Origin of the sequence: Amycolatopsis sp. cmx-4-61 (assembly GCF_046548775.1) — a bacterium.
Classification (GTDB): Bacteria; Actinomycetota; Actinomycetes; order Mycobacteriales; family Pseudonocardiaceae; genus Amycolatopsis.
Genome location: NZ_JAEBEI010000011.1, coordinates 155,287 through 178,398, shown reverse-complemented (window position 1 = coordinate 178,398; position 23,112 = coordinate 155,287). Strand labels below are relative to the sequence as shown.

At 71.0% G+C, this 23,112-nt stretch carries 18 protein-coding genes; 13 read left to right on the top strand and 5 right to left on the bottom strand.

The window, feature by feature from the left end; translation table 11 throughout:
• Positions 1 to 63 precede the first annotated feature (63 nt).
• Genes ACLJOU_RS28245 through ACLJOU_RS28230 form a run of 4 tightly spaced genes read left to right on the top strand, consistent with a single transcriptional unit; the run spans position 64 to position 2,590 of the window.
• Entirely contained in the window at positions 64 to 573 is a 510-nt protein-coding gene (locus ACLJOU_RS28245; RefSeq protein WP_410571384.1) for a PadR family transcriptional regulator, read from the top strand.
• The gene (locus ACLJOU_RS28240) at positions 570 to 1,784 is read left to right on the top strand and encodes a cytochrome P450 (protein WP_410571382.1); all 1,215 of its coding nucleotides are present in this window, start codon (positions 570 to 572) and stop codon (positions 1,782 to 1,784) included. The genes ACLJOU_RS28245 and ACLJOU_RS28240 overlap by 4 nt, the downstream gene beginning before the upstream one ends.
• 2 nt (positions 1,785 to 1,786) lie before the next feature.
• A complete protein-coding gene (locus ACLJOU_RS28235; RefSeq protein WP_410571380.1) occupies positions 1,787 to 1,984 on the top strand; it encodes a ferredoxin in 198 nt (65 codons plus the stop codon).
• 42 nt (positions 1,985 to 2,026) lie between these two features.
• On the top strand, positions 2,027 to 2,590 hold the full coding sequence (locus tag ACLJOU_RS28230) for a TetR family transcriptional regulator (RefSeq protein ID WP_410571379.1): 564 nt from the start codon (positions 2,027 to 2,029) through the stop codon (positions 2,588 to 2,590).
• A gap of 4 nt (positions 2,591 to 2,594) precedes the next feature.
• Here ACLJOU_RS28230 and ACLJOU_RS28225 read toward each other — a convergent pair whose 3' ends face one another.
• Positions 2,595 to 5,330, bottom strand: a complete 2,736-nt coding sequence (locus ACLJOU_RS28225; RefSeq protein WP_410571378.1) for an FAD-binding and (Fe-S)-binding domain-containing protein — start codon at positions 5,328 to 5,330, stop codon at positions 2,595 to 2,597.
• Positions 5,331 to 5,388: 58 nt separating this feature from the next.
• Here ACLJOU_RS28225 and ACLJOU_RS28220 point away from each other — a divergent pair, with 58 nt between their 5' ends.
• A complete protein-coding gene (locus tag ACLJOU_RS28220; protein WP_410571376.1) occupies positions 5,389 to 6,204 on the top strand; it encodes a PHP domain-containing protein in 816 nt (271 codons plus the stop codon).
• Positions 6,205 to 6,269: 65 nt separating this feature from the next.
• On the opposite strand, the gene ACLJOU_RS28215 is transcribed toward ACLJOU_RS28220, so the two are convergent.
• The gene (locus tag ACLJOU_RS28215; RefSeq protein ID WP_410571375.1) at positions 6,270 to 7,298 is read right to left on the bottom strand and encodes a Glu/Leu/Phe/Val dehydrogenase dimerization domain-containing protein; all 1,029 of its coding nucleotides are present in this window, start codon (positions 7,296 to 7,298) and stop codon (positions 6,270 to 6,272) included.
• An 80-nt stretch (positions 7,299 to 7,378) separates the two neighbouring features.
• Between ACLJOU_RS28215 and ACLJOU_RS28210 the strand changes: the two genes are divergently transcribed.
• The 3 genes from ACLJOU_RS28210 (at position 7,379) to ACLJOU_RS28200 (ending at position 8,861) form a co-directional block, all read left to right on the top strand.
• On the top strand, positions 7,379 to 7,834 hold the full coding sequence (locus tag ACLJOU_RS28210) for an Lrp/AsnC family transcriptional regulator (protein WP_410571569.1): 456 nt from the start codon (positions 7,379 to 7,381) through the stop codon (positions 7,832 to 7,834).
• A gap of 129 nt (positions 7,835 to 7,963) precedes the next feature.
• On the top strand, positions 7,964 to 8,221 hold the full coding sequence (locus ACLJOU_RS28205) for a hypothetical protein (protein WP_410571373.1): 258 nt from the start codon (positions 7,964 to 7,966) through the stop codon (positions 8,219 to 8,221).
• Positions 8,222 to 8,261: 40 nt separating this feature from the next.
• A complete protein-coding gene (locus ACLJOU_RS28200) occupies positions 8,262 to 8,861 on the top strand; it encodes a GNAT family N-acetyltransferase (protein WP_410571372.1) in 600 nt (199 codons plus the stop codon).
• Here the strand turns inward: ACLJOU_RS28200 and ACLJOU_RS28195 are convergent.
• Together ACLJOU_RS28195 and ACLJOU_RS28190 are read right to left on the bottom strand one after the other, a co-directional pair.
• Positions 8,852 to 11,554, bottom strand: a complete 2,703-nt coding sequence (locus ACLJOU_RS28195) for a GH92 family glycosyl hydrolase (RefSeq protein WP_410571370.1) — start codon at positions 11,552 to 11,554, stop codon at positions 8,852 to 8,854. The genes ACLJOU_RS28200 and ACLJOU_RS28195 overlap by 10 nt on opposite strands.
• Before the next feature lie 260 nt (positions 11,555 to 11,814).
• The gene (locus tag ACLJOU_RS28190; RefSeq protein ID WP_410571567.1) at positions 11,815 to 12,444 is read right to left on the bottom strand and encodes a YigZ family protein; all 630 of its coding nucleotides are present in this window, start codon (positions 12,442 to 12,444) and stop codon (positions 11,815 to 11,817) included.
• Between the two features lie 594 nt (positions 12,445 to 13,038).
• Between ACLJOU_RS28190 and gltB the strand changes: the two genes are divergently transcribed.
• The 3 genes from gltB (at position 13,039) to ACLJOU_RS28175 (ending at position 20,862) form a co-directional block, all read left to right on the top strand.
• Positions 13,039 to 17,610 (top strand): glutamate synthase large subunit, encoded by a 4,572-nt coding sequence (gene gltB / locus ACLJOU_RS28185; RefSeq protein WP_410571369.1) that lies wholly within the window; start codon positions 13,039 to 13,041, stop codon positions 17,608 to 17,610.
• 65 nt (positions 17,611 to 17,675) lie between these two features.
• Entirely contained in the window at positions 17,676 to 19,124 is a 1,449-nt protein-coding gene (locus ACLJOU_RS28180; protein WP_410571367.1) for a glutamate synthase subunit beta, read from the top strand.
• Positions 19,125 to 19,461: 337 nt separating this feature from the next.
• Positions 19,462 to 20,862: a Dyp-type peroxidase gene (locus ACLJOU_RS28175; protein ID WP_410571366.1), complete on the top strand. Its 1,401-nt coding sequence runs from the start codon at positions 19,462 to 19,464 to the stop codon at positions 20,860 to 20,862.
• A gap of 51 nt (positions 20,863 to 20,913) precedes the next feature.
• Here the strand turns inward: ACLJOU_RS28175 and ACLJOU_RS28170 are convergent, their stop codons facing one another.
• Entirely contained in the window at positions 20,914 to 21,810 is an 897-nt protein-coding gene (locus ACLJOU_RS28170; RefSeq protein WP_410571566.1) for an ROK family protein, read from the bottom strand.
• 288 nt (positions 21,811 to 22,098) lie between these two features.
• Between ACLJOU_RS28170 and ACLJOU_RS28165 the strand changes: the two genes are divergently transcribed.
• Positions 22,099 to 22,308, top strand: coding sequence for a CbtB domain-containing protein (locus tag ACLJOU_RS28165; protein WP_410571364.1), 210 nt, complete (start codon positions 22,099 to 22,101; stop codon positions 22,306 to 22,308).
• A gap of 19 nt (positions 22,309 to 22,327) precedes the next feature.
• The gene (locus tag ACLJOU_RS28160) at positions 22,328 to 23,080 is read left to right on the top strand and encodes a CbtA family protein (protein ID WP_410571362.1); all 753 of its coding nucleotides are present in this window, start codon (positions 22,328 to 22,330) and stop codon (positions 23,078 to 23,080) included.
• Positions 23,081 to 23,112: the final 32 nt, after the last annotated feature.

Genomic DNA, 23,112 nt, shown 5'->3' with positions numbered 1-23,112 from the left:
TTCTCCCCACCTGTCACGATCCGCCATTGCCCAGTCACCGAAGCCTAGGTTACGGTGACCTAGGTGTGGATCGAGATCCTCTTGCTGTCCAAGCTGGCCGTCGAGCCGATGCACGGTTACGAACTCCGCAAGGCGGTGGAGGCCTCGACCGGCCACACCCTGTCGAACAACTCGCTCTACCCGACGCTGCGGCGCTTCGTCGACGCGGGCGCGGTGAGCCGCAGCGCCGAGGAGCAGGAGGCCAAACCGCCACGGCACGTCTACACGATCACCGAGGTCGGGCGGGAGCTGCTGCACGACCTGCTCGCGGACTTCCCGGCCGACCTGGCGCTCAACGAGCCGGAATTCCTGGCCCGCGTCGGGAACTTCGCCTGGCTGCGCCCGCCGGAACGAGAGCGGGTGCTCGAGATCCGCCGGAACGCGCTGACCGCCGAGCACGCCCGGCTCACCGGGCTGGCCGCCGGGCAGGCCGACCCGTGGAGCCGGGCCGCGCTGCAGCACGTGCTCGGGAAGTTCGACGCCGAACTGCGCTGGCTCGCCGACCTCACCACCGATCCGAGGGAAGACGCATGACCACCACCGAAGCGACCCCCCGCCTCCCCTTCGCCCGCGCGAACGCACTCGCGATCGCCCCCGACTACGAAGTCCTCCGCCGCCAGGCGCCGGTGAGCCGCGTGCTCACCCCGGCCGGCGACCCGGCCTGGCTGGTGACGTCCTACGAGGAGGCCAAGGAGGTGTTCCGCGACCGCCGCTTCGGCCGGTCGCACCCGGCGCCGGAACAGGCGTCGCGCATTTCCTACGCCGCGCTGCAGGACGGCCCGAGCGGCGACTTCGAGACCGAAGAACACGTGCACAAGCGGATGCGCCGGATGCTGGCGCCCGCGTTCTCCGCACCGCGGATGCGCGCCCTCGGCGACCGCATCGCGGAGCTGACCGACCGCTGCCTCGACGACATGCAGGCCGCGCGCGACGCGCACCCCGGCGAGCCCGTCGACCTGACCGACTTCCTCGCGTTCCCGTTGCCGGTGCTGGTCATCTGCGAGCTGCTCGGCGTCCCGTACGCCGACCGCGAGCACTTCCGCGGGCTGTCCGAGCGGATCGCGGTGATGGACGGCGGCGAAGACGCTCAGGCGGCCATGGCGGAGTTCATGGCCTACATGACGAAGCTGGCCGACGCGAAGCGCGCCGACCCCCGGCCCGACGTCATCTCCGACATGGTCGCGGTCCAGGCCGAAGACCCCACGTTCACCGACGAGGACCTCGCCCGGATGGGTGCCGGCCTGCTGTTCGCCGGCCACGAGACGACGTCGACGCGCATCGCGATGGGCACGCTGTTCCTGCTCACCGACACCGCCCGCCGCGACCGCTTCGCCGCCGATCCCGACGGCGAGGTGAACCAGACGGTCGAGGAGATCCTGCGGCTCACCGCGACCAGCGGCACCGGCCTGCTGCGGTACGCCCACGAAGACGTCGAGATCGCCGGCGTCCGGATCAGGCGCGGCGACGCCGTGCTCATCTCCAGCGACGCGGCCAACCGGGACGCGTCGGTGTTCGCCGACCCGGACGGGTTCGACCCCGGCCGGACGCCGAACGTGCACCTCGCCTTCGGCACCGGCGCGCACGTCTGCATCGGCGCCAACCTGGCCCGCACCGAGCTGCGGACGGTGTTCCCGAAGCTGTTCCGCCGGTTCCCGGGCCTGCGGCTCGCCGTCGGGCTCGAGGAGATCCCGGTGCGCACCAACCGCGTGGCCGGCGGCGTCGAGCGCGTGCCGGTGGAGTGGTGAGCGTGAAGATCACCGTCGACACCGAAAGCTGCGTCTCGTCCGGCCAGTGCGTGCTGCTGGCCCCGGAGGCGTTCGACCAGAACGACGACGACGGCACGGTCGTCCTGCTCACCCCCGAGCCGCCCGCCGGGGCGGAGGACGCGGTCCGGCAGGCGGAACTGACCTGCCCGGCCGCCGCGATCCGCCTGTCCGGGGCCTAGGGTCCGTCGCGCCGCGTCCGGTTTGCCGGTTAACCTGCTTCGATGACGGAACAGGCCGGCCGCAGACGGGACGCGGCCGCGACGCGGCAGGCGTTGCTGGACGCCGCGGCCAAGCTGTTCGCCGAGCGCGGCTTCGACCGGACGACCGTGCGCGACATCGCCAAGCTGGCCGGGGCGAACCAGTCGCTGCTGTTCCGCTACTTCGGCAGCAAGGAAGCGCTGTTCGAGGCGGTCATCGCGCGATCGGGGCGCGAGCAGCTCGCCGCCACCCCGCCCGAGCGGCTCTTCAGCACGTCGCTGCGCAGCATGCTGGACCCGGAAGGCCAGCGGAACCGCGCGCTGGAGACCTACCTGCGCTCCTCGGGCAGCGACGGCGTCGCGGCCGCGATCCGCCACGAGGTCGGCCGCGAGTACTCCGGGGTGCTCGCCACGCTGACCGACGCCCCGGACGCCGAACTGCGGGCCGACCTCGCGCTCGCCTGGCTCATGGGCATCGCGCTGGTGCGCGAGATCACCGGCAAGGAACCGCTGGCCAGCGCCGACCCCGACGACATCGTCCGGCTCGTGCTGACCGCGACCAGGACGCTGCTGGAGCGCAGCGAATAGGTGGTCACGGCAGCGCCCGGCGCAGCAGTTCGGCCAGGTGCACCGGGGTCCGGCCCGACTCCTGGGCGATCTGGGTCCGGCAGCTGAAGCCGTCCGACACCACCACCGTTTCCGGCGAAGCCGCGCGGATCGCGGGCAGCATCCGGTCCTCCGCCACCGCCTTCGACACCTCGTAGTGGCCGCGCTCGAAACCGAAGTTGCCCGCCAGGCCGCAGCACCCGGAGTCCATCGTCGTGTTCCGGACGCCCGCGGCCTTCAGCGCGGACTCGTCGGCGCCGAAGCCGAGGACCGCGTGCTGGTGGCAGTGCACCTGCGTGATCGCGTCGACGTCGAGCGCGGCGAACGGGATCGGCGCGCGCTCCAGCAGTTCCGCGAACGTGAACGTCCGCGAAGCGAGCAGTTCCGCGCGGGCGTCGCCCGGCATGAGCGCAGGCAGGTCGCCGCGGAACAGCGCCGTGCAGCTCGGTTCCAGGCCCGCCACCTCGTAGCCGTCCGCCAGGTACGGCGCCAGCACGGAAAGAGTGCGGTCCAGGACGCGGCGGGCGACGCCGAGCTGGCCCGTCGACACCCACGTCAGTCCACAGCAGACTCCGCGGTCCGGCAGCACGACGTCGTACCCCGCCGCGGTGAGCACCTCGTGAGCGGCGTCGAGCACCGACGGCGTCAGGTAGTTGTTGAAGGAATCCGGCCACAGCACGACCCGGCGCTCTCCGGTGGCTTTCCGCCGGAGGTCGGCGCGCGAAGACGTGAACGGCGAAGGAGCGAACGACGGCAGGTCGCGTTCCGGCGCGATCCCGCCGAGCCGTTTCACCAGGCCCGCCAACCGGGACCGCCCGACGGCGTTGGCCAGCCGCGGGACGCGCGCGCTGAGCCGCAGCCACAGCGGCAGCCAGCCCATCGAGTAGTGCGACGCCGGGCGCAGCCGCCGCCGGTAGTGGTGGTGCAGGAACTCGGCCTTGTACGTCGCCATGTCGACGTCGACCGGGCAGTCCGAGAGGCATCCCTTGCAGGACAGGCACAAATCGAGGGCTTCGTGCACTTCGGACGAACGCCAGCCGTCCTTGATCACTTCGCCGTTGAGCATCTCCGCGAGCAGGTGGGCACGCCCGCGCGTCGAATGCCGCTCCTCGCGCGTGGCCCGGTAGCTCGGGCACATCACACCGCCGCCGCTGGTGTTGCGGCACTTCCCCACCCCGACGCAGCGCCGCATGGCCTGGCCGAAGCTCCCGCGGTCCTCCGGGTACCCGAGGAAGACGCTGTCCTCGAAGGACGGCGAAGTGGAGCGGACACGCAGGTCGGCGTCGACCGGCCGCGGTGCCACGAGGATGCCCGGGTTCATCCGCCCGGCCGGGTCGAAGATCGCCTTGAACCGCGCGAAGACGTCGAGCATCTCCGGGCTGTACATGCGCGACAGCAGCTCCGACCGCGCCTGGCCGTCGCCGTGCTCGCCGGACAGCGAGCCGCCGTGCGCCGCGACGAGGTCCGCCGCCTCCTCGAGGAACCGCCGGAAGCCCGCGACGCCGGAGGCGGACAGCAGGTCGAAGTCCAGCCGCAGGTGCAGGCAGCCTTCGCCGTAGTGGCCGTAGACGACGCTGCGGCGGCCGTGCGCGCGCATGAGTTCCTTGAACTCGCGCAGGTACGCGCCGAGCCGCTCGGGCGGAACGGCCGCGTCCTCCCAGCCGGGCCACGCCTCCGAGCCGTCGGCGAGCCGGGTCGCGAGCCCGGCGCCTTCCTCGCGGATGCGCCACAGCCCGCGTTGCGCCGCCGGGTCGTCGAGCACCGCGAAGCCGGTGAGGTCGAGCGACGCGGCCAGCTCCCGGGCGCGCGAAGCCGGGTCGTCGCCGGCCAGCTCGACGAACAGCCACGCCCCGCCCGGCGGCAGGTCGCGAACCCGCCCGGGCAGCATCGCGACCAGTTCGGCGTCCACGCCTTCGACGGTCAGCGGCGACCACGGCAGGATCGACGGCACCGCGTCGGCCGCCGCGATGTCGGACGGGAAGCCCAGCACGGCGAGCACCTTGCGGTCCGGGAGCCGCGCGAGCGAGACCGTCGCTTCCAGGACGGTCACGCAGGTGCCCTCCGAGCCGACCAACGCCTTGGCGACGTCGAACCCGTTCTCCGGCAGCAGGTGTTCGAGCCCGTAGCCCGACACGCGCCGCGGCCACGTCGAGAGTTCCTTGCGCAGCAAGGCCAGGTTGTCGCGCACCAGCGCGCGCAGCTCGTCGAAGATCCGGCCCTCGGCCGGTTCGCCCGGCCCCACCCGCAACCGCGTGCCGTCGTAGAGCAGGACCTCCAGCGAGTGGACGACGTCGACCGTGCGCCCCCAGGCCACCGAGTGGGAGCCGCACGCGTTGTTGCCGATCATCCCGCCGAGCGTGCAGCGGCTGTGCGTCGAGGGGTCCGGGCCGAACCGCAGGCCGTGCGGGGCCGCGACGGCCTGCAGGTCGTCGAGCACCGTGCCGGGCAGCACCCGGGCGAGCCGCGTGTCCGGGTCCAGCGAGAGCACCCCGCCGAGGTGGCGCGAGGTGTCGATCACCAGGCCCGGGCCGCACGCGTTCCCGGCCACGCTCGTCCCGCCGCCGCGGGCGATCACCGGCAGGTCGCGGGCGCGGGCTTCGGCGACCGCCGCGACGACGTCGTCGACGGTCCGCGGCAGCACCACGCCGCGGGGCACGTGGCGGTAGTTGGACGCGTCCGTCGTGTACAGCGCGAGCGTGGCGGCGTCGGTGAGGATCTCCACGCCCCCATTCAAGTCGACGGGGCACCGCCGCGGCGAACCCCGTGCGACGATCCGCGGCATGACGATCGACCTGCACGCGCACAGCACGGCCTCGGACGGGACGACGCCGCCGGCCGAACTCCCCCGGCTGGCCGCCGGGGCGGGGCTGACGGCGGTCGCCCTCACCGACCACGACACGTTCGCGGGCCTGGCCGCGGCCACCGCGGCCGCCGGGGACGTCGAGGTGATCCCCGGGGTCGAAATCTCGTGCCGGCTCGACGACGCCGAGGTGCACCTGCTGGGGCTGTTCGTCGATCCCGGGCACGAGCCACTGGCCGCCGAGCTGGCGCTGGTCCGCACCGACCGGGACCGCCGCGGGGTGCGGATGGTCGAACGCTGCCGCGAGCTCGGTGCCCCGATCACCCTCGCGCAGGTCCGGGCGATCGCCGGGGGTGCCCCGCTGGGCCGCCCGCACATCGCGGCCGCGCTGGCCGCGGCGGGCATCACCGACGCCTTCACCCCGGAGTGGATCGCCGACGGCGGCCGGGCCGACGTCCCGAAGCACGTCCTGGCCGCAGCGGACGCGATCGCACTGGTCCGCGCGGCCGGCGGCGTGGCGGTGCTGGCCCACCCGCGCTCGGTCAAGCGGCGTGCTTCGGTGTCCGACCCGCAGCTGGCCGCCCTCCGCGACGCCGGCCTCGCCGGGATCGAGGCGGACCATCCGGAGCAGCCGCCCCAGGTCCGCGACCGGCTCCGGGAAGTGGCCGCGGACCTGGGGTTGCTCGTCACCGGGTCGAGCGACTTCCACGGCGACCGCAAGCCGGTCCGCCTCGGCGAGTGCACGACCGCACCCGAGGTGTTCGCCGCGCTCCGGCAGGCCGCCGGAGGGCGGTGAACGTTCAGTCGCTGCATCGGGCGGCAGGCGGGCCGCCGCCTCCCTCAGCGAGGTAGGGCCACCACTCACGCGGGTCCCGCACCGGAAGCAAGCCGCCGCTCGGCCAGCACGGCTGCCTCGGCCAGCGGGGTGGTTTCGTGGGCCTCGGCCGCGGCGAGGAGCGCGCGCACGGTGTCCTCGATCGTCTCGACGCGGGCGAGCGCGGCCTCGTGGCCGAGGCCCTCGGCCTCCCGCGAAAGGGTGTAGAGGATGCCGCCCGCGCTCGCCACGTAGTCCGGGATCCACCGGATGCCGCGCGCGGCGAGCTGCTCCGCCACCGCGTCGTCGGTCAGCTGGTTGTTCGCCGGGCCGACCACGAGCGGCGTGTCGAGCCTTGCCACCGTCTCGGGGTCGAGCACCCCGCCGACCGCCGCCGGGATCACCACGTCCGCGGTCAGGGTGAGCGCCTTCTCCGGCTCTACCCAGGTCAGGCCCTGCTGTTCGGCACTCGCCCGCTTGCCCGGGTCGATGTCGGAGACGACGACGGCGGCGCCCGCGGCCCGCAGGCTCGCCGCCAGGTGGGCGCCCACCGAGCCGTAGCCGCTGATCACCACCCGGCGGCCCGTCAGGTCCGCCGGGCCGAGCGCCGCCCGGAGCGCCGCCAGCACGCCCACGGCCGTCGGGCCGCTGGAAGAAACCGTTCCGCCCGCGGACTCGGGCGTGCAGAACGCGTACGGCGAGGCTTCGCGGAGCACGAGCATGTCCGCCGGTCCGGTGCCGACGTCCGGGCCGGCCTGGTAGCGGCCGCCGAACTCGGCGATCAGGTCGGCGTGGTCGAGCAGGACGGCCCGGCGCTCCTCGGGCGAGAGCACCCGGCCCGGTTCCGGCGCGATGACGCTCTTGCCGCCGCCGAACGCCAGCCCGGCGACCGCGCACTTGGCCGTCATGGCGGCCGACAGGCGGAGGACGTCGCCGATGGCTTCTTCGAGCGTGCCGTAGGGCTTGAAGCGGCAGCCGCCGACGGCGGGGCCGAGCGCGGTCGAGTGGATCGCGACCATCGTGGTGATGCCGGATCGACGGCCCCGGCGGGCTACGAGCTGCTCATGTGCGGTCATGAGGGCCGAAGTTAGAGTGACAGTCGGCGGCCGAGTCGGCTCGCCGAACGAAATTCGGAATCGACTTGGAGGGCCCGGTGCTGGACGAACTTGATTCGGCGATCGTGCGGCTGCTGCAGGAAGACGCCCGGCAGACCAACCGGGACATCGCCCGGAAGGTGGGCATCGCGCCCTCGACGTGCCTGGAACGCATCCGGCTGCTGCGCGACCGCGGTGTCATCCGCGGCTACCACGCCGACGTCGACCTGGCGAGCCTCAACCGCGGCGTCCGGGCGCTCGTCACGGCGCAGGTGCGGCCGCTCAGCCGGGCGGTGATCGATTCCTTCCAGCGGTCGATCGCCGAACTGCCGGAGGTGCTCTCGGTGTACGTCACGGCGGGAAACGACGATTTCCTGATCGAAGTCACCACCCCGGACATCGACGCGCTGCACGCATTCCTGACCGACCGGCTGGCGTTGCGCCGCGAGATCGTCGGGTTCCGGACCTCGATCGTTTTCCGGCACCTGCGGAAGACGACGCTTGAACCGCTCCCGTAGGGGTATCCCCGGTCGGGCGCGACACGCCACCCCTACGTGAACCCCGTAAATACCCGGGTTCGCACGCTGAAAGGCGGAAACTGTCGGTGGCGGGGCGTCTAATGAGCACGACGGGAAGGAGGCGCCGCCATGATCACCGCATTGAACCATCGTGAGCGGGCCACGTTGAGAGCCGTGGCCGAGGGCCACGCCGAGATCAGCTGCAGCTGCGAGCCGGACCTGTTCATCGACGGCCTGAGCTGCTGCGACCAGTCTACCGTGCACCGGCTCGCGCGGCTCGGCCTGATCGCACCGGCGCGCCCCGGCAAGTGCGGCGAGCGCGTGCCCGCCCTGCTCACCGAGGCCGGCCTGCGGGCGCTGGGCGAGGTCCTCGCCGCCGCCGCGTAAACACATTGCCACACTCTGGGGTTACTGCCAGCATCACCCGATGCACGTATTCCTCGAAACCGAGCGGCTGATCCTCCGCCGGTTCACCGAGAACGACGCCGACGCGCTCTTCGAGCTCTACGACGACCCGGCCGTGATGAAGTACCTCAATGGGGGACAGCCGGCGGACCGCACCGAGATCGTCACCCTGGATCTCCCCGCGTTCCTCGGTTACTACGAGCGTTTCCCCGGTTACGGGTTCTGGGCGGCGATCGAAAAGAGCACCGGCGACTTCCTGGGGTGGTTCCATTTCCGCCCGCGTCCCGATGATCCACCGGACGAACCCGAGCTGGGCTACCGGTTGCACCGGAAGGCGTGGGGCAGGGGTTACGGGACCGAAGGGTCCGCGGCCCTGCTCGCGAAGGGGTTCACCGAACTGGGGGTCACGCGGGTGAGGGCGTTCACCATGACGGTGAACAAGGCCTCGCGCCGCGTGATGGAGAAACTGGGGATGCGGTTCGTCCGCACGTACTTCGAGGAGTTCCCGGAGCACGAGCGCGCCCCGGGCAGCGAGCACGGCGAAGTCGAGTACGCGATCACCCGCGAGGAGTGGCTCGTGAACGCCGGAGGCGGCGCTCACGAGCCACCGGATCAGCGGTAGACCTCGAACTCGTAGATGCGCGCCGCGCCGTTGCCGTCATTGGCCGGTGTGGTCAGGTTGAGCTTCACGTACCGCGCCGAGCGGGTGGTGATCGGGTGGTACGTGCGGCTCGCCCGGGAACCGGTCACGGACGCGACCGTCGTCCACGTCGAGCTGTCGGTCGACGTCTGGATCGTGAACGCGCCGGTGTTCCAGCTCGTGGTCTCCCCGCCGAGGCCGGCGTGCTTGACCACGAACGACGACACGTTCTGCGCCGACCCGAGGTCGACCTGCAGGTACTTGGTCGCCGCCGTGCTGCAGAACTTGCTGTTGTTCGCGAGGCTGCCGTCGACGGCCTTGTCCGCGGTCTCGGCCGAGTTGCACGACGCCGAACCCGTGGTCGCCTTGCCCTGCGCCAGGTTCGTCCCGAGTTCCGGCGCCGCGGCCGGCGGCGTGAACCCGTCGTTGTACGACGGCGGGACGTCGGACACCGCGGTGCCCCAGGCGCTCGGCGACGAGCCCATCGAGTAACTCAGCGTCGACGCACCCGCGATGTCGCCGTAGCGGATCCACGACTTCGTGGTCGAGACGCCGTTGACGCTGACGCTCTGCACGTACTGGGCACCCTGGCCCGCGCCGCTGCCGGTGATCTGGATCGTCCCCGACGGCCGGATGATGGACGCCGACGGGAACAGCGGGCCGTGCAGGGCCAGGACGTCCGCGCCCGGGGTCGCCGGGTACATGCCCAGCGCGGCGAAGACGTACCACGCCGAAGTGGCACCGAGGTCGTCGTTGCCGGGCAGGCCGCCGGCGCCGGTGGTGAACGACTCGTTCATCACGCGCCGCACCGCGGAGCTGGTGCCCTGCGGGTGGGCGGCGTAGTTGTACGCCCACGGCACGCCGTGCTCCGGCTCGTTGCCGATGTAGAAGTACGGCTGGGTGAGCCCGCCGTTGAGCTGCGTGAAGTGGTGGTCCAGCCGCTGGACGGCGGTCTGGCGGCCACCCATCAGGTTGATCACGCCCTGGTAGTTGTACGGCACCATCCACGTGTACTGCGACGGGTTGCCCTCGGTGTAGCCGCTGTTGCTGGACGGCACGACCGGCCACGCCCAGGTGCCGTCGCTCCCCCGCGGCTGGATGTAGCCCGAGTCGGTGCCGAACACGTTCTGCCACCACTGGGCGCGCTGCATGTAGGTGGTGTACTTCGTGGTGTCCCCGAGCGCCTTCGCGAACTGCGCGATCGCGAAGTCGGACGCCGAGTACTCGAGCGAGTCCGACGGGTCTTCGTAGACGTAGTGCCGGCTGAGGTAGCCGCTTTCCCTGCCGCGGATCGCCTGCCCCTGGGTGGTGCCGCCGTTCGAGCTCTTGTCCATCAGCGTCAAGGCCGCCGCGGTGTCGAACCCGCGGACCCCGAAGGCGTACATGCTGCCGACGATGATCGGCCCGGGGTCGCCGGTCATCACGAAGTGCTCGTTGCTGTTGTGCGACCACTTGGGCAGCAGCCCGCCCTGCTGGCCGTCGAGCACCATCGACTTCGCGATGTCACCGGCTTCGTTCGGCGCGACGAGCCCGATCAACGCGGCCCACGACCGGTAGATGTCCCAGCCGGAGTAGTTCTGGTAGACGGTGTGCGAGGCCGTATGCACCGCTTGGTCGAACCCGCGGTACTGGCCGTTCGTGTCGCTGGCGATGTTCGGGTTCTGGAAGACGTGGTACAGCGCCGTGTAGAACTTCTGCAGGTCGGCGGCGGCTCCGCCGGTCACCTGGACGCGGTTGAGGACGCTGTTCCAGCTCGCGTCGGCCGCGCTCCGGACCCCGGCGAAGTCGAAGCCGGAGGTTTCGGCGGCGAGGTTCGCCTGCGCGTCGGCCAGGCTGACGAACGAAATGCCGATCTTCGCCTGCACGGTCGTGTTGCCCGAGGTGTCGAAAGTGACGTACCCACCGGAGTTCGTGCCGCTGGTGCTCGAGCTTCCGGCGCTGACCGTGCCCCCCAGCCAGGTGCCGAAACCGCTGGGCACGCGGTCGAACTGGATGACGTAGTAGATCTGGTACGTCTTCGACGAGCCGCAGAAGCCGCCGCCGGTCACCGCACCGGTGAGCTGGCTGCCGCTGATGCTGATCGACCCGTTGCGGCTGCCGGTGGCGCTGCGGCCGGTGTTGACGAGCAGCCGCGCGGACGTCGTGTTCGGGTAGGTCAGCTTCATGAACCCGGTCCGCTGGGTGGCCGACAGCTCGACGGTCGTGTCGTAGGTGTCGAGCTTGTTCTTGTAGTAGCCGGGCGCGGCGGACTCGTTCGCTTTGGTGTAGCGGCCCGCGTACCCGGTCCAGCCGGTGCCCGGCGAAGTGCCGAGCGCGCCGGTGATCGGCAGCAGGCCGAGGTCTTCGTTGTTGGCGCAGCCGGCGCCGTTGAAGTGGGTGAGGCTGAACTCTTCGATGCTGGTGTCGCTGTAGCGGTACCCGGACGGCGACGCGGTCGGGGTGTCCGGGCTGAACTGCACCATCCCGAACGGCACCACGGCACCCGGGTACGTGCTGCCGCCGGCGCCACCGGGCACGGGGTTCGGCGAGTTGCTGTTGTCGGTGCCGATGAAGGGATTCACGTACTGCGTGAGGGCGAGCGTCGCGGCGCCCGCGGCCGGCGCGACGAGCGCGGCGCCCGCGAAAACGACGGCGAGCGCGGCCGCGCGCACCCGTCCGACGAGTGGTCTGGACATGACCCTTCCTCTCCTTGTCGCACGCTTCCGCCGGGCGACAACGTTGTCGGGCAAGCAGAACGAGTGGTGACAACGTTGTCAGTTCGGCAGAGGCCGCGCCGACAACGTCCAGGGGGTCGAAGTGGTACCGGAACTCGGTGGCAGGACATGGTGCCACGAACGGGACGTTCGACGGAAGCACCGAAAGTTCCTTGCGCGCCAACCGATCCGGGACCGGACCACTCAGCGGTGGTGGACCACCCAAGTCTCGCAGCCGCGAGTCACCGGACCTGAACCCACGTCTCGCCGAGTTCGGTCGTCGCCGCTTCCCCGCCGGTGAGATCGGCGAGCCAGCCGTGGAATGCGTCGGTCTCTCCCGGCGCGAGACCGACTTCGAAGCGGGCCAGTTCGTCGAAGCGGGTCGCGTGGAGCAGGTACGGCGACGCCCGCAGATCGTTTTCCAGCCGGCCCGCGCGGTCGTAGCGTACCGCTACTTCGACCAGCCTGAGACGCCGGTGTTCTAGTACACCAACCACTTCCAGAGCGTCCGAAACGGACTGGCCGTACGCGCGGATCAACCCACCCGCGCCCAGTAGCACTCCGCCGAAGTACCGCGTCACCACCGCGACCGTGTCGGTCAGCTCACGGCGGCGGAGCACTTCCAGCATCGGCGCGCCCGCGGTGCCGGCCGGTTCACCGTCGTCACTGGACCGCCGGGTTCGCCCGTCCGGCCCCAAAACGAAGGCGTGGCAGTGGTGCCGCGCCCCCGGATCGGCGCGGCGGCGGCCCGCGATCAACTCGCGCGCGGCCGCTTCCGACGTCACGGGAGCGAGCGCGCAGAGGAACCGCGAACGCTTGATCTCGATCTCGTGGACCCCTTCCCGAGCCACGGAGAGATAACGATCAGCCATCGGAGCAGTCCGCCATGCCCTCAGCTTCCCACCCCGGCGGCGGGGTGCAACAGCGGCCCTGGACCACTTCGGACGGACATTTCCGCAGGTCAGCGACACGACAGCCCGCTCTGCGAGAGTTTCCGCCCGACATATGGGACCACCCCGGGCCGCGTCAACGCCAGCGTGGCATTTCCCACCCGGGCGCAACGACGTATGTCGATAACAGCGAATTCACACTATCGTCATAAGACCCGGCGAACCCGGGAGTAACACCGCGCGCTCCGGACGGCCCCCACCACAGTGGCCTTCCTTGGCGCGCTCGCAGCACCCGACATGTTCGGCTGCCCAGCGTTGTGCGGCCTCCCAGATGACCCGCGTCCGGTTTCCGAGCATCGACGCCCGGCCGGTACCGCACGTCATCCAGCACTTGTTGACCCAGCACTTGTTGACCAGCACTTGCTGACATCGACGACGCCCACAACAGCAACGCCGACAACAGCCACTGTTCTCGACTGACCATCGCGGTACCGGACCACTTCGTTAACCGGTTCAGCTCGAACCACTCGATGGAGTGAGTACCGGTCGCGCCAACGCCTTGGGAGGCGGCCAGCCGTGACCCACCGTGCCAGTTCCCTGCCCCCGTCCGGGGAGCAGCTCAGCAACGCCGAGGCCGCGGGCCTCTACCGGAGCGACTACGAACACGACGCCTGCGGTGTCGCCTTCGTCGCCGACCTGACCGGGCGCCGAGATCATGCCATCGTCGCCAAGGCCCTGGTCGCGTTGCGCAACCTGGAACACCGCGGGGCTCGTGGCGCCGAACCGGACACCGGCGACGGCGCCGGCCTGCTGATCCAGATCCCGGACGAGTTCTACCGCGCGGTCGTGGACTTCCGGCTCCCGGAGCCGGGCAGCTACGCCGTCGGCACGGCTTTCCTGCCGCAGGACGAAAAGCGCCGCGGCCGGGCCATGACGACCATCGAGCGGATCGCCGCCGAGGAGGACATGCGCGTCCTCGGCTGGCGCGAGCTGCCGGTGCACACCGAGCACTGCGGGCCGACCGCGGCCGAGACCATGCCGCACTTCACGCAGCTGTTCCTCGCCGCGCGCCGCCCGAAGCCGGAGCACTCGGACCCGCTGCACATCGAGCGCAGCGCCTTCTGCGTCCGCAAGCGCGCGGAGCACGAGCTCGTCGAGGACGACGTGTACTTCCCGTCGCTGTCCTCGCGCACGATCGTCTACAAAGGAATGCTCACCGAGCCGCAGGTCGAGCGGTTCTTCGCCGACCTCACCGACGAGCGCGTCACCAGCGCCATCGGCCTGGTGCACTCCCGGTTCTCCACCAACACGTTCCCGTCGTGGCCGCTGGCCCACCCGTACCGGTACGTGGCGCACAACGGCGAGATCAACACGTTGCGCGGCAACCGCAACTGGATGGACGCCCGCGAGGCGCTGCTGGAGACCGACCTGATCCCGGGCGACCTCAAGCGCGTCTACCCGGTGATCACCCGCGGCGCCAGCGACTCGGCGAGCTTCGACGAGGTCCTGGAGCTGCTGCACCTCGGCGGCCGCTCGCTGCCCCACGCCGTCCTGATGATGATCCCGGAGGCCTGGGAGAACCACCAGGAGATGGACCCCGCGCGGCGGGCGTTCTACGAGTTCCACTCGACGCTGATGGAGCCGTGGGACGGCCCGGCGCTGGTCGCCTTCACCGACGGCAGCCAGATCGGCGCGGTGCTCGACCGCAACGGCCTGCGCCCCGGCCGGTACTGGGTGACCGACGACGGCCTCGTCGTGCTCGCCTCCGAGGTCGGCGTGCTCGACATCGACCCGGCGACGATCGTCCGGAAGGGACGCCTCGAGCCCGGCCGGATGTTCCTCGTGGACACCGTCGAAGGCCGGATCGTCGAGGACGAAGAGGTCAAGACCGAACTGGCCACCGCGCACCCGTACGACGAGTGGGTCGACGCCGGGCTCGTGCACCTCGAAAACCTGCCCGAGCGCGACCGCGAGGTCCCGCTGCACGCCGCGCTCGTCCGCCGCCAGCAGGCGTTCGGCTACACCCAGGAAGAGCTCGAGGCGATCCTCGAACCGATGGCCCGCACCGGCGCGGAGCCGATCGGCTCGATGGGCAACGACTCGCCGATCGCGACGCTGTCCAGCCGGCCGCGGCTGATCTTCGACTACTTCATCCAGCTGTTCGCCCAGGTCACGAACCCGCCGCTGGACGCCATCCGCGAGGAGCTCGTCACCGCGCTCGGCACCCAGATCGGCGCCGAGCCGAACCTCCTGGCGGGCAACGCGGCCAGCTGCCGCCGGATCGTGCTGCCGTTCCCGGTGCTCGACAACGACCAGTTCGCCAAGCTGGTGCACGTCAACGACGACGGCGACCTGCCGGAGTTCCAGGCCGTCACCGTGCTCGGCCGCTACAACGTGCACGGCGGCGGCGAGGCGCTGGTCAAGCGGCTCGACGAGATCCGCGCCGAGGTGTCCGAGGCGATCGAGGACGGCGCCCGGCTGATCGTGCTGTCCGACCGCGGCGTCGACGAGCACCACGCGCCGATCCCGTCGCTGCTGCTGACCGGCGCGGTGCACCACCACCTCGTCCGCGAGAAGACGCGCACGCAGGTCGGCCTCATCGTCGAGGCCGGCGACGCGCGCGAGGTGCACCACATCGCGCTGCTGATCGGCTACGGCGTCGCCGCGGTCAACCCGTACCTGGCGATGGCGACCGTCGAGGAAATGGCCCACCGCGGCCTGATCCCCGGCGTGACGCCGAAGCAGGCGACGCAGAACCTGATCAAGGCGCTCGGCAAGGGCGTCCGCAAGACGATGTCCAAGATGGGTGTTTCGACCGTCGCGTCCTACACCGGCGCGCAGATCTTCGAGGCGATCGGGCTCGGCGAAGAGGTCATCGAGAACTGCTTCACCGGCACGACGTCCCGCCTCGGCGGGGTCGGCTTCGAGACCCTCGCCGACGAGGTCGCGAAGCGGCACAAGTACGCCTTCCCGGCCGACGGCGTCCGTGCCGCGCACCGCGAGCTCGAGACCGGCGCGGACTACCAGTGGCGACGCGAAGGCGAGCCGCACCTGTTCAACCCGCAGACGGTGTTCAAGCTCCAGCACTCCACGCGGTCCGGTAAGTACGAGGTCTTCAAGGAGTACACGAAGGCCGTCGACGACCAGGCCGAGAAGCTGCTGACGCTGCGCGGGCTGTTCGACTTCAAGTACGGCAAGCGCGCACCGGTGCCGATCGAGGAGGTCGAGCCGGTTTCGGAGATCGTCAAGCGGTTCGCCACCGGCGCGATCTCCTACGGCTCGATCTCGATGGAGATGCACCAGACGCTGGCCATCGCGATGAACCGCCTCGGCGGGAAGTCCAACACCGGTGAGGGCGGCGAAGACCCCGAGCGGCTCTACGACCCCGAGCGGCGGTCCGCGGTCAAGCAGGTGGCGTCCGGCCGGTTCGGCGTCACGAGCGAATACCTCGTCAACGCCGACGACATCCAGATCAAGATGGCGCAGGGCGCGAAGCCCGGCGAAGGCGGGCAGCTGCCCGGCGCGAAGGTGTACCCGTGGATCGCGAAGACGCGGTTCTCGACACCCGGCGTCGGCCTCATCTCGCCGCCGCCGCACCACGACATCTACTCGATCGAGGACCTGGCGCAGCTGATCCACGACCTGAAGAACGCCAACCCGAACGCGCGCATCCACGTGAAGCTCGTGTCCGAGGTCGGCGTCGGCACGGTCGCGGCGGGCGTGTCCAAGGCGCACGCCGACGTCGTGCTCATCTCCGGTCACGACGGCGGGACGGGTGCGTCGCCGCTGTCGTCGATCAAGCACGCCGGCGGCCCGTGGGAGCTGGGCCTGGCCGAGACGCAGCAGACGCTGCTGGCCAACCGGCTGCGCGACCGGATCGTGGTGCAGACCGACGGCCAGCTCAAGACCGGCCGGGACGTCATCGTCGCGGCGCTGCTCGGCGCCGAGGAGTTCGGCTTCGCGACCGCGCCGCTGGTCGTGTCGGGCTGCATCATGATGCGCGTCTGCCACCTCGACACGTGTCCCGTGGGCGTCGCGACGCAGAACCCGAAGCTGCGCGAGAAGTTCAGCGGCAAGGCCGAGTACGTCGTCAACTTCTTCGAGTTCATCGCCCAGGAAGTGCGCGAGTACCTGGCCGCGCTGGGCTTCCGGTCGATCGCCGAGGCCGTCGGGCACGCCGAGTTCCTCGACAAGCGCAAGGCGATCGAGCACTGGAAGGCGGCCGGGCTCGACCTGTCGCCGATCTTCCACGTGCCCGCCATGGCCCCGGCCGGGCTGCGGCTGCAGCAGACGCTGCAGGACCACGGGCTGGAGAAGGCGCTGGACAACACGCTGATCCAGCTCGCCGAGGGCGCGTTGAACTCGGGAGACAAGGTCCGGTTGGAGCTGCCCGTCCGCAACGTGAACCGGACCGTCGGCACCATGCTCGGGTCGGAGCTGACCAAGCGGTGGGGCGGCGAAGGCCTGCCGGACGACACCATCGACGTCACCTTCACCGGCACCGCGGGCCAGTCGTTCGGCGCGTTCGTGCCGAAGGGCATCACGCTGCGGCTCTACGGCGACGGCAACGACTACGTCGGCAAGGGCCTCTCCGGCGGCCGGCTGATCGTGCGGCCGCCGAAGGACGTTCCCTACGTCGCCGAAGAGCAGATCATCGCGGGCAACGTCATCGCCTACGGCGCGACGAGCGGCGAGATCTTCATCCGCGGCAAGGTCGGCGAGCGGTTCTGCGTGCGCAACTCGGGCGCGCTGGCCGTCGTCGAAGGCGTCGGCGACCACGGCGGCGAGTACATGACCGGCGGCCGGATGGTCGTGCTCGGTCCGATCGGGCGCAACTTCGCGGCCGGCATGTCCGGCGGCATCGCCTACGTGCTGGACCTGCCCGCGCACCGCGTCAACCCGGAGATGGTCGACCTCGACCCGCTCGACTCCGAGGACGCGGACTTCCTGCGCGAGACGCTGGAAAAGCACTACAACGAAACGGAGTCCGCGGTCGCGCGGGAGCTGCTGGCCGACTGGGACGCGGGCGTCGACCGCTTCGGGAAGGTCATGCCGAAGGACTACAAGCGCGTGCTCGCCGCCCAGGTGCAGGCCGAGCGGGACGGGCGCGACGTGAACGAGGCGATCATGGAGGCAGCTCATGGCTGATAATCGCGCAGCCAGCCATGAGTGCCGACCGGGTGCGGGTGTCCCGCAAGAAACGGAGGCCGCACATGGCTGACCCCAAGGGCTTTCTGACCACCACCCGCGAAGAGCCGAAGCGCCGCCCGGTCGACCTGCGGCTGATGGACTGGCGAGAGGTCTACGAAGACTTCGCCACGACGAAGCTGCAGAAGCAGGCCGGCCGGTGCATGGACTGCGGGATCCCGTTCTGCCACCAGGGCTGCCCGCTCGGGAACCTCATCCCGGAGTGGAACACGCTGACCTGGCGCGAGGACTGGCAGCAGGCCATCGAACGGCTGCACGCGACCAACAACTTCCCGGAGTTCACCGGAACGCTGTGCCCTGCCCCGTGCGAAACTGCGTGCGTGCTCGGGATCAACGACGACCCGGTGACGATCAAGCGCGTCGAGATCTCGATCATCGACCGCGCCTTCGACGAGGGCTGGGTGACGCCCCAGGTGCCGGTGGCCCTCACCGGCAAGAAGGTCGCGGTCGTGGGGTCCGGCCCGTCGGGTCTGGCCGCGGCGCAGCAGCTCACCCGCGCGGGCCACAGCGTCGTGGTCCTCGAGCGGGCCGACAAGATCGGCGGGCTGCTGCGCTACGGCATCCCCGAGTTCAAGATGGAGAAGTCCCGGCTCGACCGGCGGCTCGACCAGATGCGCGCCGAGGGGACGGAGTTCCGGACGTCGGTGAACGTCGGCGTGGACCTGCCGGTCGCCGAACTGCTGGCGTACGACGCCGTGGTGCTGGCCGGTGGCGCGACCGACTGGCGCGACCTGCCGATCCCCGGCCGGGAGCTCGACGGCATCCACCAGGCGATGGAGTTCCTGCCGCCGGCCAACCGGGTCGCCTCCGGCGAGCTGGAGAAGTCGCCGTTCGACGCGGCCGGCCTGGACGTCGTGGTCATCGGCGGCGGCGACACCGGCGCGGACTGCGTCGGGACGTCCCACCGCCAGGGCGCGCGTTCGGTGACGCAGCTGGAGATCATGCCGAAGCCGCCGGAGGCGCGTTCGGCCGCCCACCCGTGGCCGACGTACCCGATGATCTACCGGGTCTCCTCGGCGCACGAAGAGGGCGGCGAGCGGCTCTACGCGGTGAACACGCAGGAGTTCCTGGGCGATTCCGAGGGCCGCGTCCGCGCGTTGAAGCTGGTCGAGGTCCGCAACGAGGGCGGCAAGTTCGTCCCGGTGCCCGGCACCGAACGCGAGCTGCCCGCGCAGCTCGTCCTGCTGGCCATGGGGTTCCTCGGGCCGCAGAAGCAGGGGCTGCTCGAGGACCTCGGCGTCGAGCTGGACGCGCGCGGCAACGTGGCGCGCGACAAGGCGTTCAAGACGAGCCTGGACAACGTGTTCGTGGCCGGCGACATGGGCCGCGGGCAGTCCCTGATCGTCTGGGCGATCGCCGAAGGCCGCAGCGCCGCGGCCGGCGTCGACGCGTACCTGACCGGCCGCGACGTCCTGCCCCGCCCGATCGCGCCGACGGACCGGCCGATCGCGTAAGGCCCCAGCGCCGGCGGAGGTGTCACCGTCGCCACCTCCGCCGGCGCTGTCCCCATGCTCGAGCGCCTGCTCCTCGAGCTGGCGGCACCGAGGGCCGCAACCAGCTCATGACGTCGGCCGCCGCGCTTGCCTGGCTCCCCATTCCCCGCGATTTGTTTGCGGCCCGAAACTGTCTCGCGCTCAACTTAATCTTTCGTGTGAAACCGGAAAACGGGTGGCACCACCCGCCTCCGGCACGGCACCCTGTATTCAGGGGACCCGGTCGGCCGAGGGGGGATTCCGGTCGGCCGGGTGCCCGCCGAGAGGCGGGCGTTTTTCACACGGGAGGGGAGCCCGAATGAGTGTCGATCTGTCCACCACGTTGTCCTGGACCACGGCGACCGGCGATGCCGCGACAATGCTCGGCGAACTGCAGCCGAACATCCTCAAGGCCCACGTCCGCGACCACCTGTCCGCCCTGTTCCTCGCCTTCGGCGACGCGGCGGAGGCGCGCGCCTTCCTCGTCTCGGTCACCGGGAAGATGAAGTCCGCCAAGGCCCACCTCGACGAAGTGAGCGCGTTCAAGGCCGGGTCCGGCGCCGGAACGCCGTACGTCGGCGTCGGGCTCACCGCGGCGGGCTACCGCGCTCTCGGCGTCGACGGGAACATGCCGCAGGACGAAGCGTTCCTGCGCGGGATGGCGGCGCCGGACACGCGGCGGAAGCTGACCGACCCGCCGCGCTCGACGTTCGATCCGGGCTACCGCGGGGAAGTCCACGCCGTCGTCCTCGTCGGCGACGCCACGGACAAGGCGATGGCCGCGCGGCGCAACGAAATCCTCGGTCTCCTGCCGGATTCGGCCACGGTCCTCGCGGAGGAAACCGGCCTCGGCCGGGTCAATTCGCGCGGCGAGGGCATCGAGCACTTCGGATACGTCGACGGCCGCAGCCAGCCGCTGTTCCTCACCGAAGACGTCGACGCGGAAAAGAACAACACCGACGGGATCAACGTGTGGAACCCGGCGGCGCCGCTCGAGCAGGTCCTCGTTCCCGACCCCGCGGCGCCGGATCCCGGCGTGCATTTCGGCAGCTATTTCGTTTTCCGCAAACTCGAACAGAACGTCCGGCGGTTCAAGCAGGCGGAGGCGGATCTGGCCGACTCGCTCGGCCTCACCGGCGAAGACCGCGAGCGGGCCGGGGCGATGATCATCGGCCGGTTCGAGGACGGCACGCCGCTGACCACCCAGCGCGAGGACGGCGCGGAAAGCCCGGTGTCGAACAACTTCACCTACGACAGCGACCGCGCGGCGCTGAAGTGCCCGTTCCAGGCGCACATCCGCAAGACGAACCCGCGCGGCTCCGGCGGTGCCGAGGACCCGGCCGCCGAGCGGCGGCACCTGATGGCCCGCCGCGGCGTGCCGTACGGGGAGCGCCCGGACGACCCGAACGCCGACGTGCCGCCCGCGGCGCGGCCGAGCGGCGGGGTCGGGCTGCTGTTCATGGCCTTCAACTCACGACTGGGCGACCAGTTCGAGTTCACGCAGGCGCTCTGGGCGGACAACCCGGGCTTCCCGATCGTCGACGGCGTCACGCCGGGGCTGGACCCGGTGATCGGCCAGGGCGAGCGCGGGGCGTCGGACTACACGGTGGACTGGGGCGGCTCGGCACAGCGGACGGCCGAGCCGGTGCCGCAGGCGGTGACGCTGCGGGGCGGCGAGTACTTCTTCATGCCGTCGCTGGCGTTCCTGCGGTCACTCTGAGCTGGGGAGACGAAGGCCACCACCGGACCTTTCCGGTGGTGGCCTTCGGCGTCAGGCTTCCAGCAGGTCGAAGGCCAGCAAACCGGCACCGAGCCGCCCGGCTTCGTCGCCCAGCTCGGCGATCCGCAGCTCCGGCATCCGCTGGAACGTCAGGTGCGCGGCCAGCCACTCCCGCACGGGCTCCAGCACGTAGTCGGCCGCCGTGAACAGGCCGCCACCCAACACGATCACCTCCGGGCCGAGCAGCGTCAGCAGCGTCCGGATGCCGTGGCCGAGCCCGTCGAGCGCGTCCTGGATCACCGCAACCGCGACCTCGTCACCGCGGCGGGCCAGCTCGACGACCTCGCGGGCGCCGTCGGCCGGGCGACCGGTGCGCTCGGTGTAGCGGCGGGCGATCGCGGCCGCCGACGAGATCGCCTCCAGGCAGCCCGTCGCGCCGCAGCCGCACTTGCCGGCGTGGCCGACGTCGATGTGCCCGACCTCACCGGCCTGCCCGTGCGCGCGGTGGATCCGGCCGTCGAGCAGCAGCGCGGCCGCGATCCCCGTGCCGACCGGGATGAACGCCGCGTTGGTCGCGCCCCGCCCGGCGCCCACGCGGAACTCGGCGATGCCGCCCGCGGTGACGTCGTGCCCGAACGCCACCGGCAGCCCGAGCCGGTCTTCCAGGAGCTCGCCGAACGGGACTTCGCGCCAGTCAAGGTTGGCGGAGAAGTGGCAGACGCGGGTCTGTTCGTCGACGATCCCCGGCACCACCACGCCGACCGCGTCCGGCTGCCCGGTGCCGGCCCGCTCGGCCAGCGCGGCCACGATGTCCGCCGTCTGCGCGGCCAGCGCCGTCCCGTCCGCGCTGCGGGCGGTCTCCGCGCGCAGGGCCGCCTTGGGCCGGAGCTGCTCGTCGAGCAGCGCTGCCTTGATCGTCGTCCCGCCCACGTCGAGGGCGGCCACCATTCGAGTCACCGCGGCATTGTCACATTCGAGGCTTGTTCTGGGCAGGCCGCCGCGCCCCCCGCGCAGGTCGCGGGCATCACGGATGCCATGCGGCGGCCGACGGCGATATGAGCCTCATTGACGCGGCCGGAACGGCGGACCTACGCTCAACCGGCCAGACGAGGAGATTCCGGAACGCGGTGCAAGTCCGCGCGGTCGCGCCACTGTGACCCCCGCCAGGGGGAAGCCAGACCCGGACCCTCGTGACCGACCCCGATGAGGCCGCGAAAGCCCGAGGAGGCCACGCTCATGACCCAGACGGCAGCTCCCGCCGTTCCGCTCCCGATCCGCATCCCGATCCGGGAGATCGTGCCGTGGGCGGTGTTCGTGGTGCTCCTGGCCCTGATCGCGCTGTACTTCGTGAGCGCCGAGCAGGGCGCGACGGCGGTCTTCGCCAACACGTACGTCCACGAGTTCGTGCACGACGGCCGCCACCTGCTGGCCTTCCCCTGCCACTGATCGGCGGGCACGCACTCCCATGATGAAGACCCTGCTGGTCCGCGGCATGCTCGCGGGCCTGATCGCCGGTGTGCTCGCGTTCGGGTTCGCCTACGCCTTCGGTGAGCCGTCGGTGAACACCGCCATCGGGCTCGAGGAGTCCGGCGGTCATGCGCATTCGCACGACGCTTCGGCGGCGGCCCCCGCCGAAGGTCACGAGGAGGAGCTCGTCCCCCGGGACATCCAGAGCACCCTCGGCCTGCTGACCGGGGTGCTGGTCTACGGCGTCGCGATCGGCGGCCTGCTCTCGCTGGCCTTCGCGTTCGCCCAGGGCCGGCTCGGCAACCTGCGCCCCAGGGTGACGGCGCTGCTGCTCACGGCAGGCGCGTTCGCCGTGGTGTTCCTGGTGCCGTTCCTGAAGTACCCGGCCAACCCGCCCGCGGTCGGCCAGCCGGGCACGATCGGCTCCCGCACCGAGCTGTACTTCGGCTTCGTCGCCGTCTCGCTGCTGGTCGGCATCCTCGCCACGGTGTTCGGCCGCAAGCTCGCGGACCGGTTCGGCGCGTGGAACGGCTTCCTGCTCGCGGCGGCGGGCTACCTCGTCGTGACCGGCGTCGTGGCGTGGCTGCTGCCGGTGGTCGACGAGGTCCCGGCGAACTTCCCCGCGTCCACGCTGTGGAGTTTCCGGACGGCCTCGGTCGGCACGCAGGTGACGCTGTGGCTGGCCCTGGGCCTGGCGTTCGGCGCGTTCGCGGAGAAGGCCCTGAAGCAGCGGACCACGGTGGCTGCCTGACTCCCGTTCGGCTGTCCCACCCGCTGGGACAG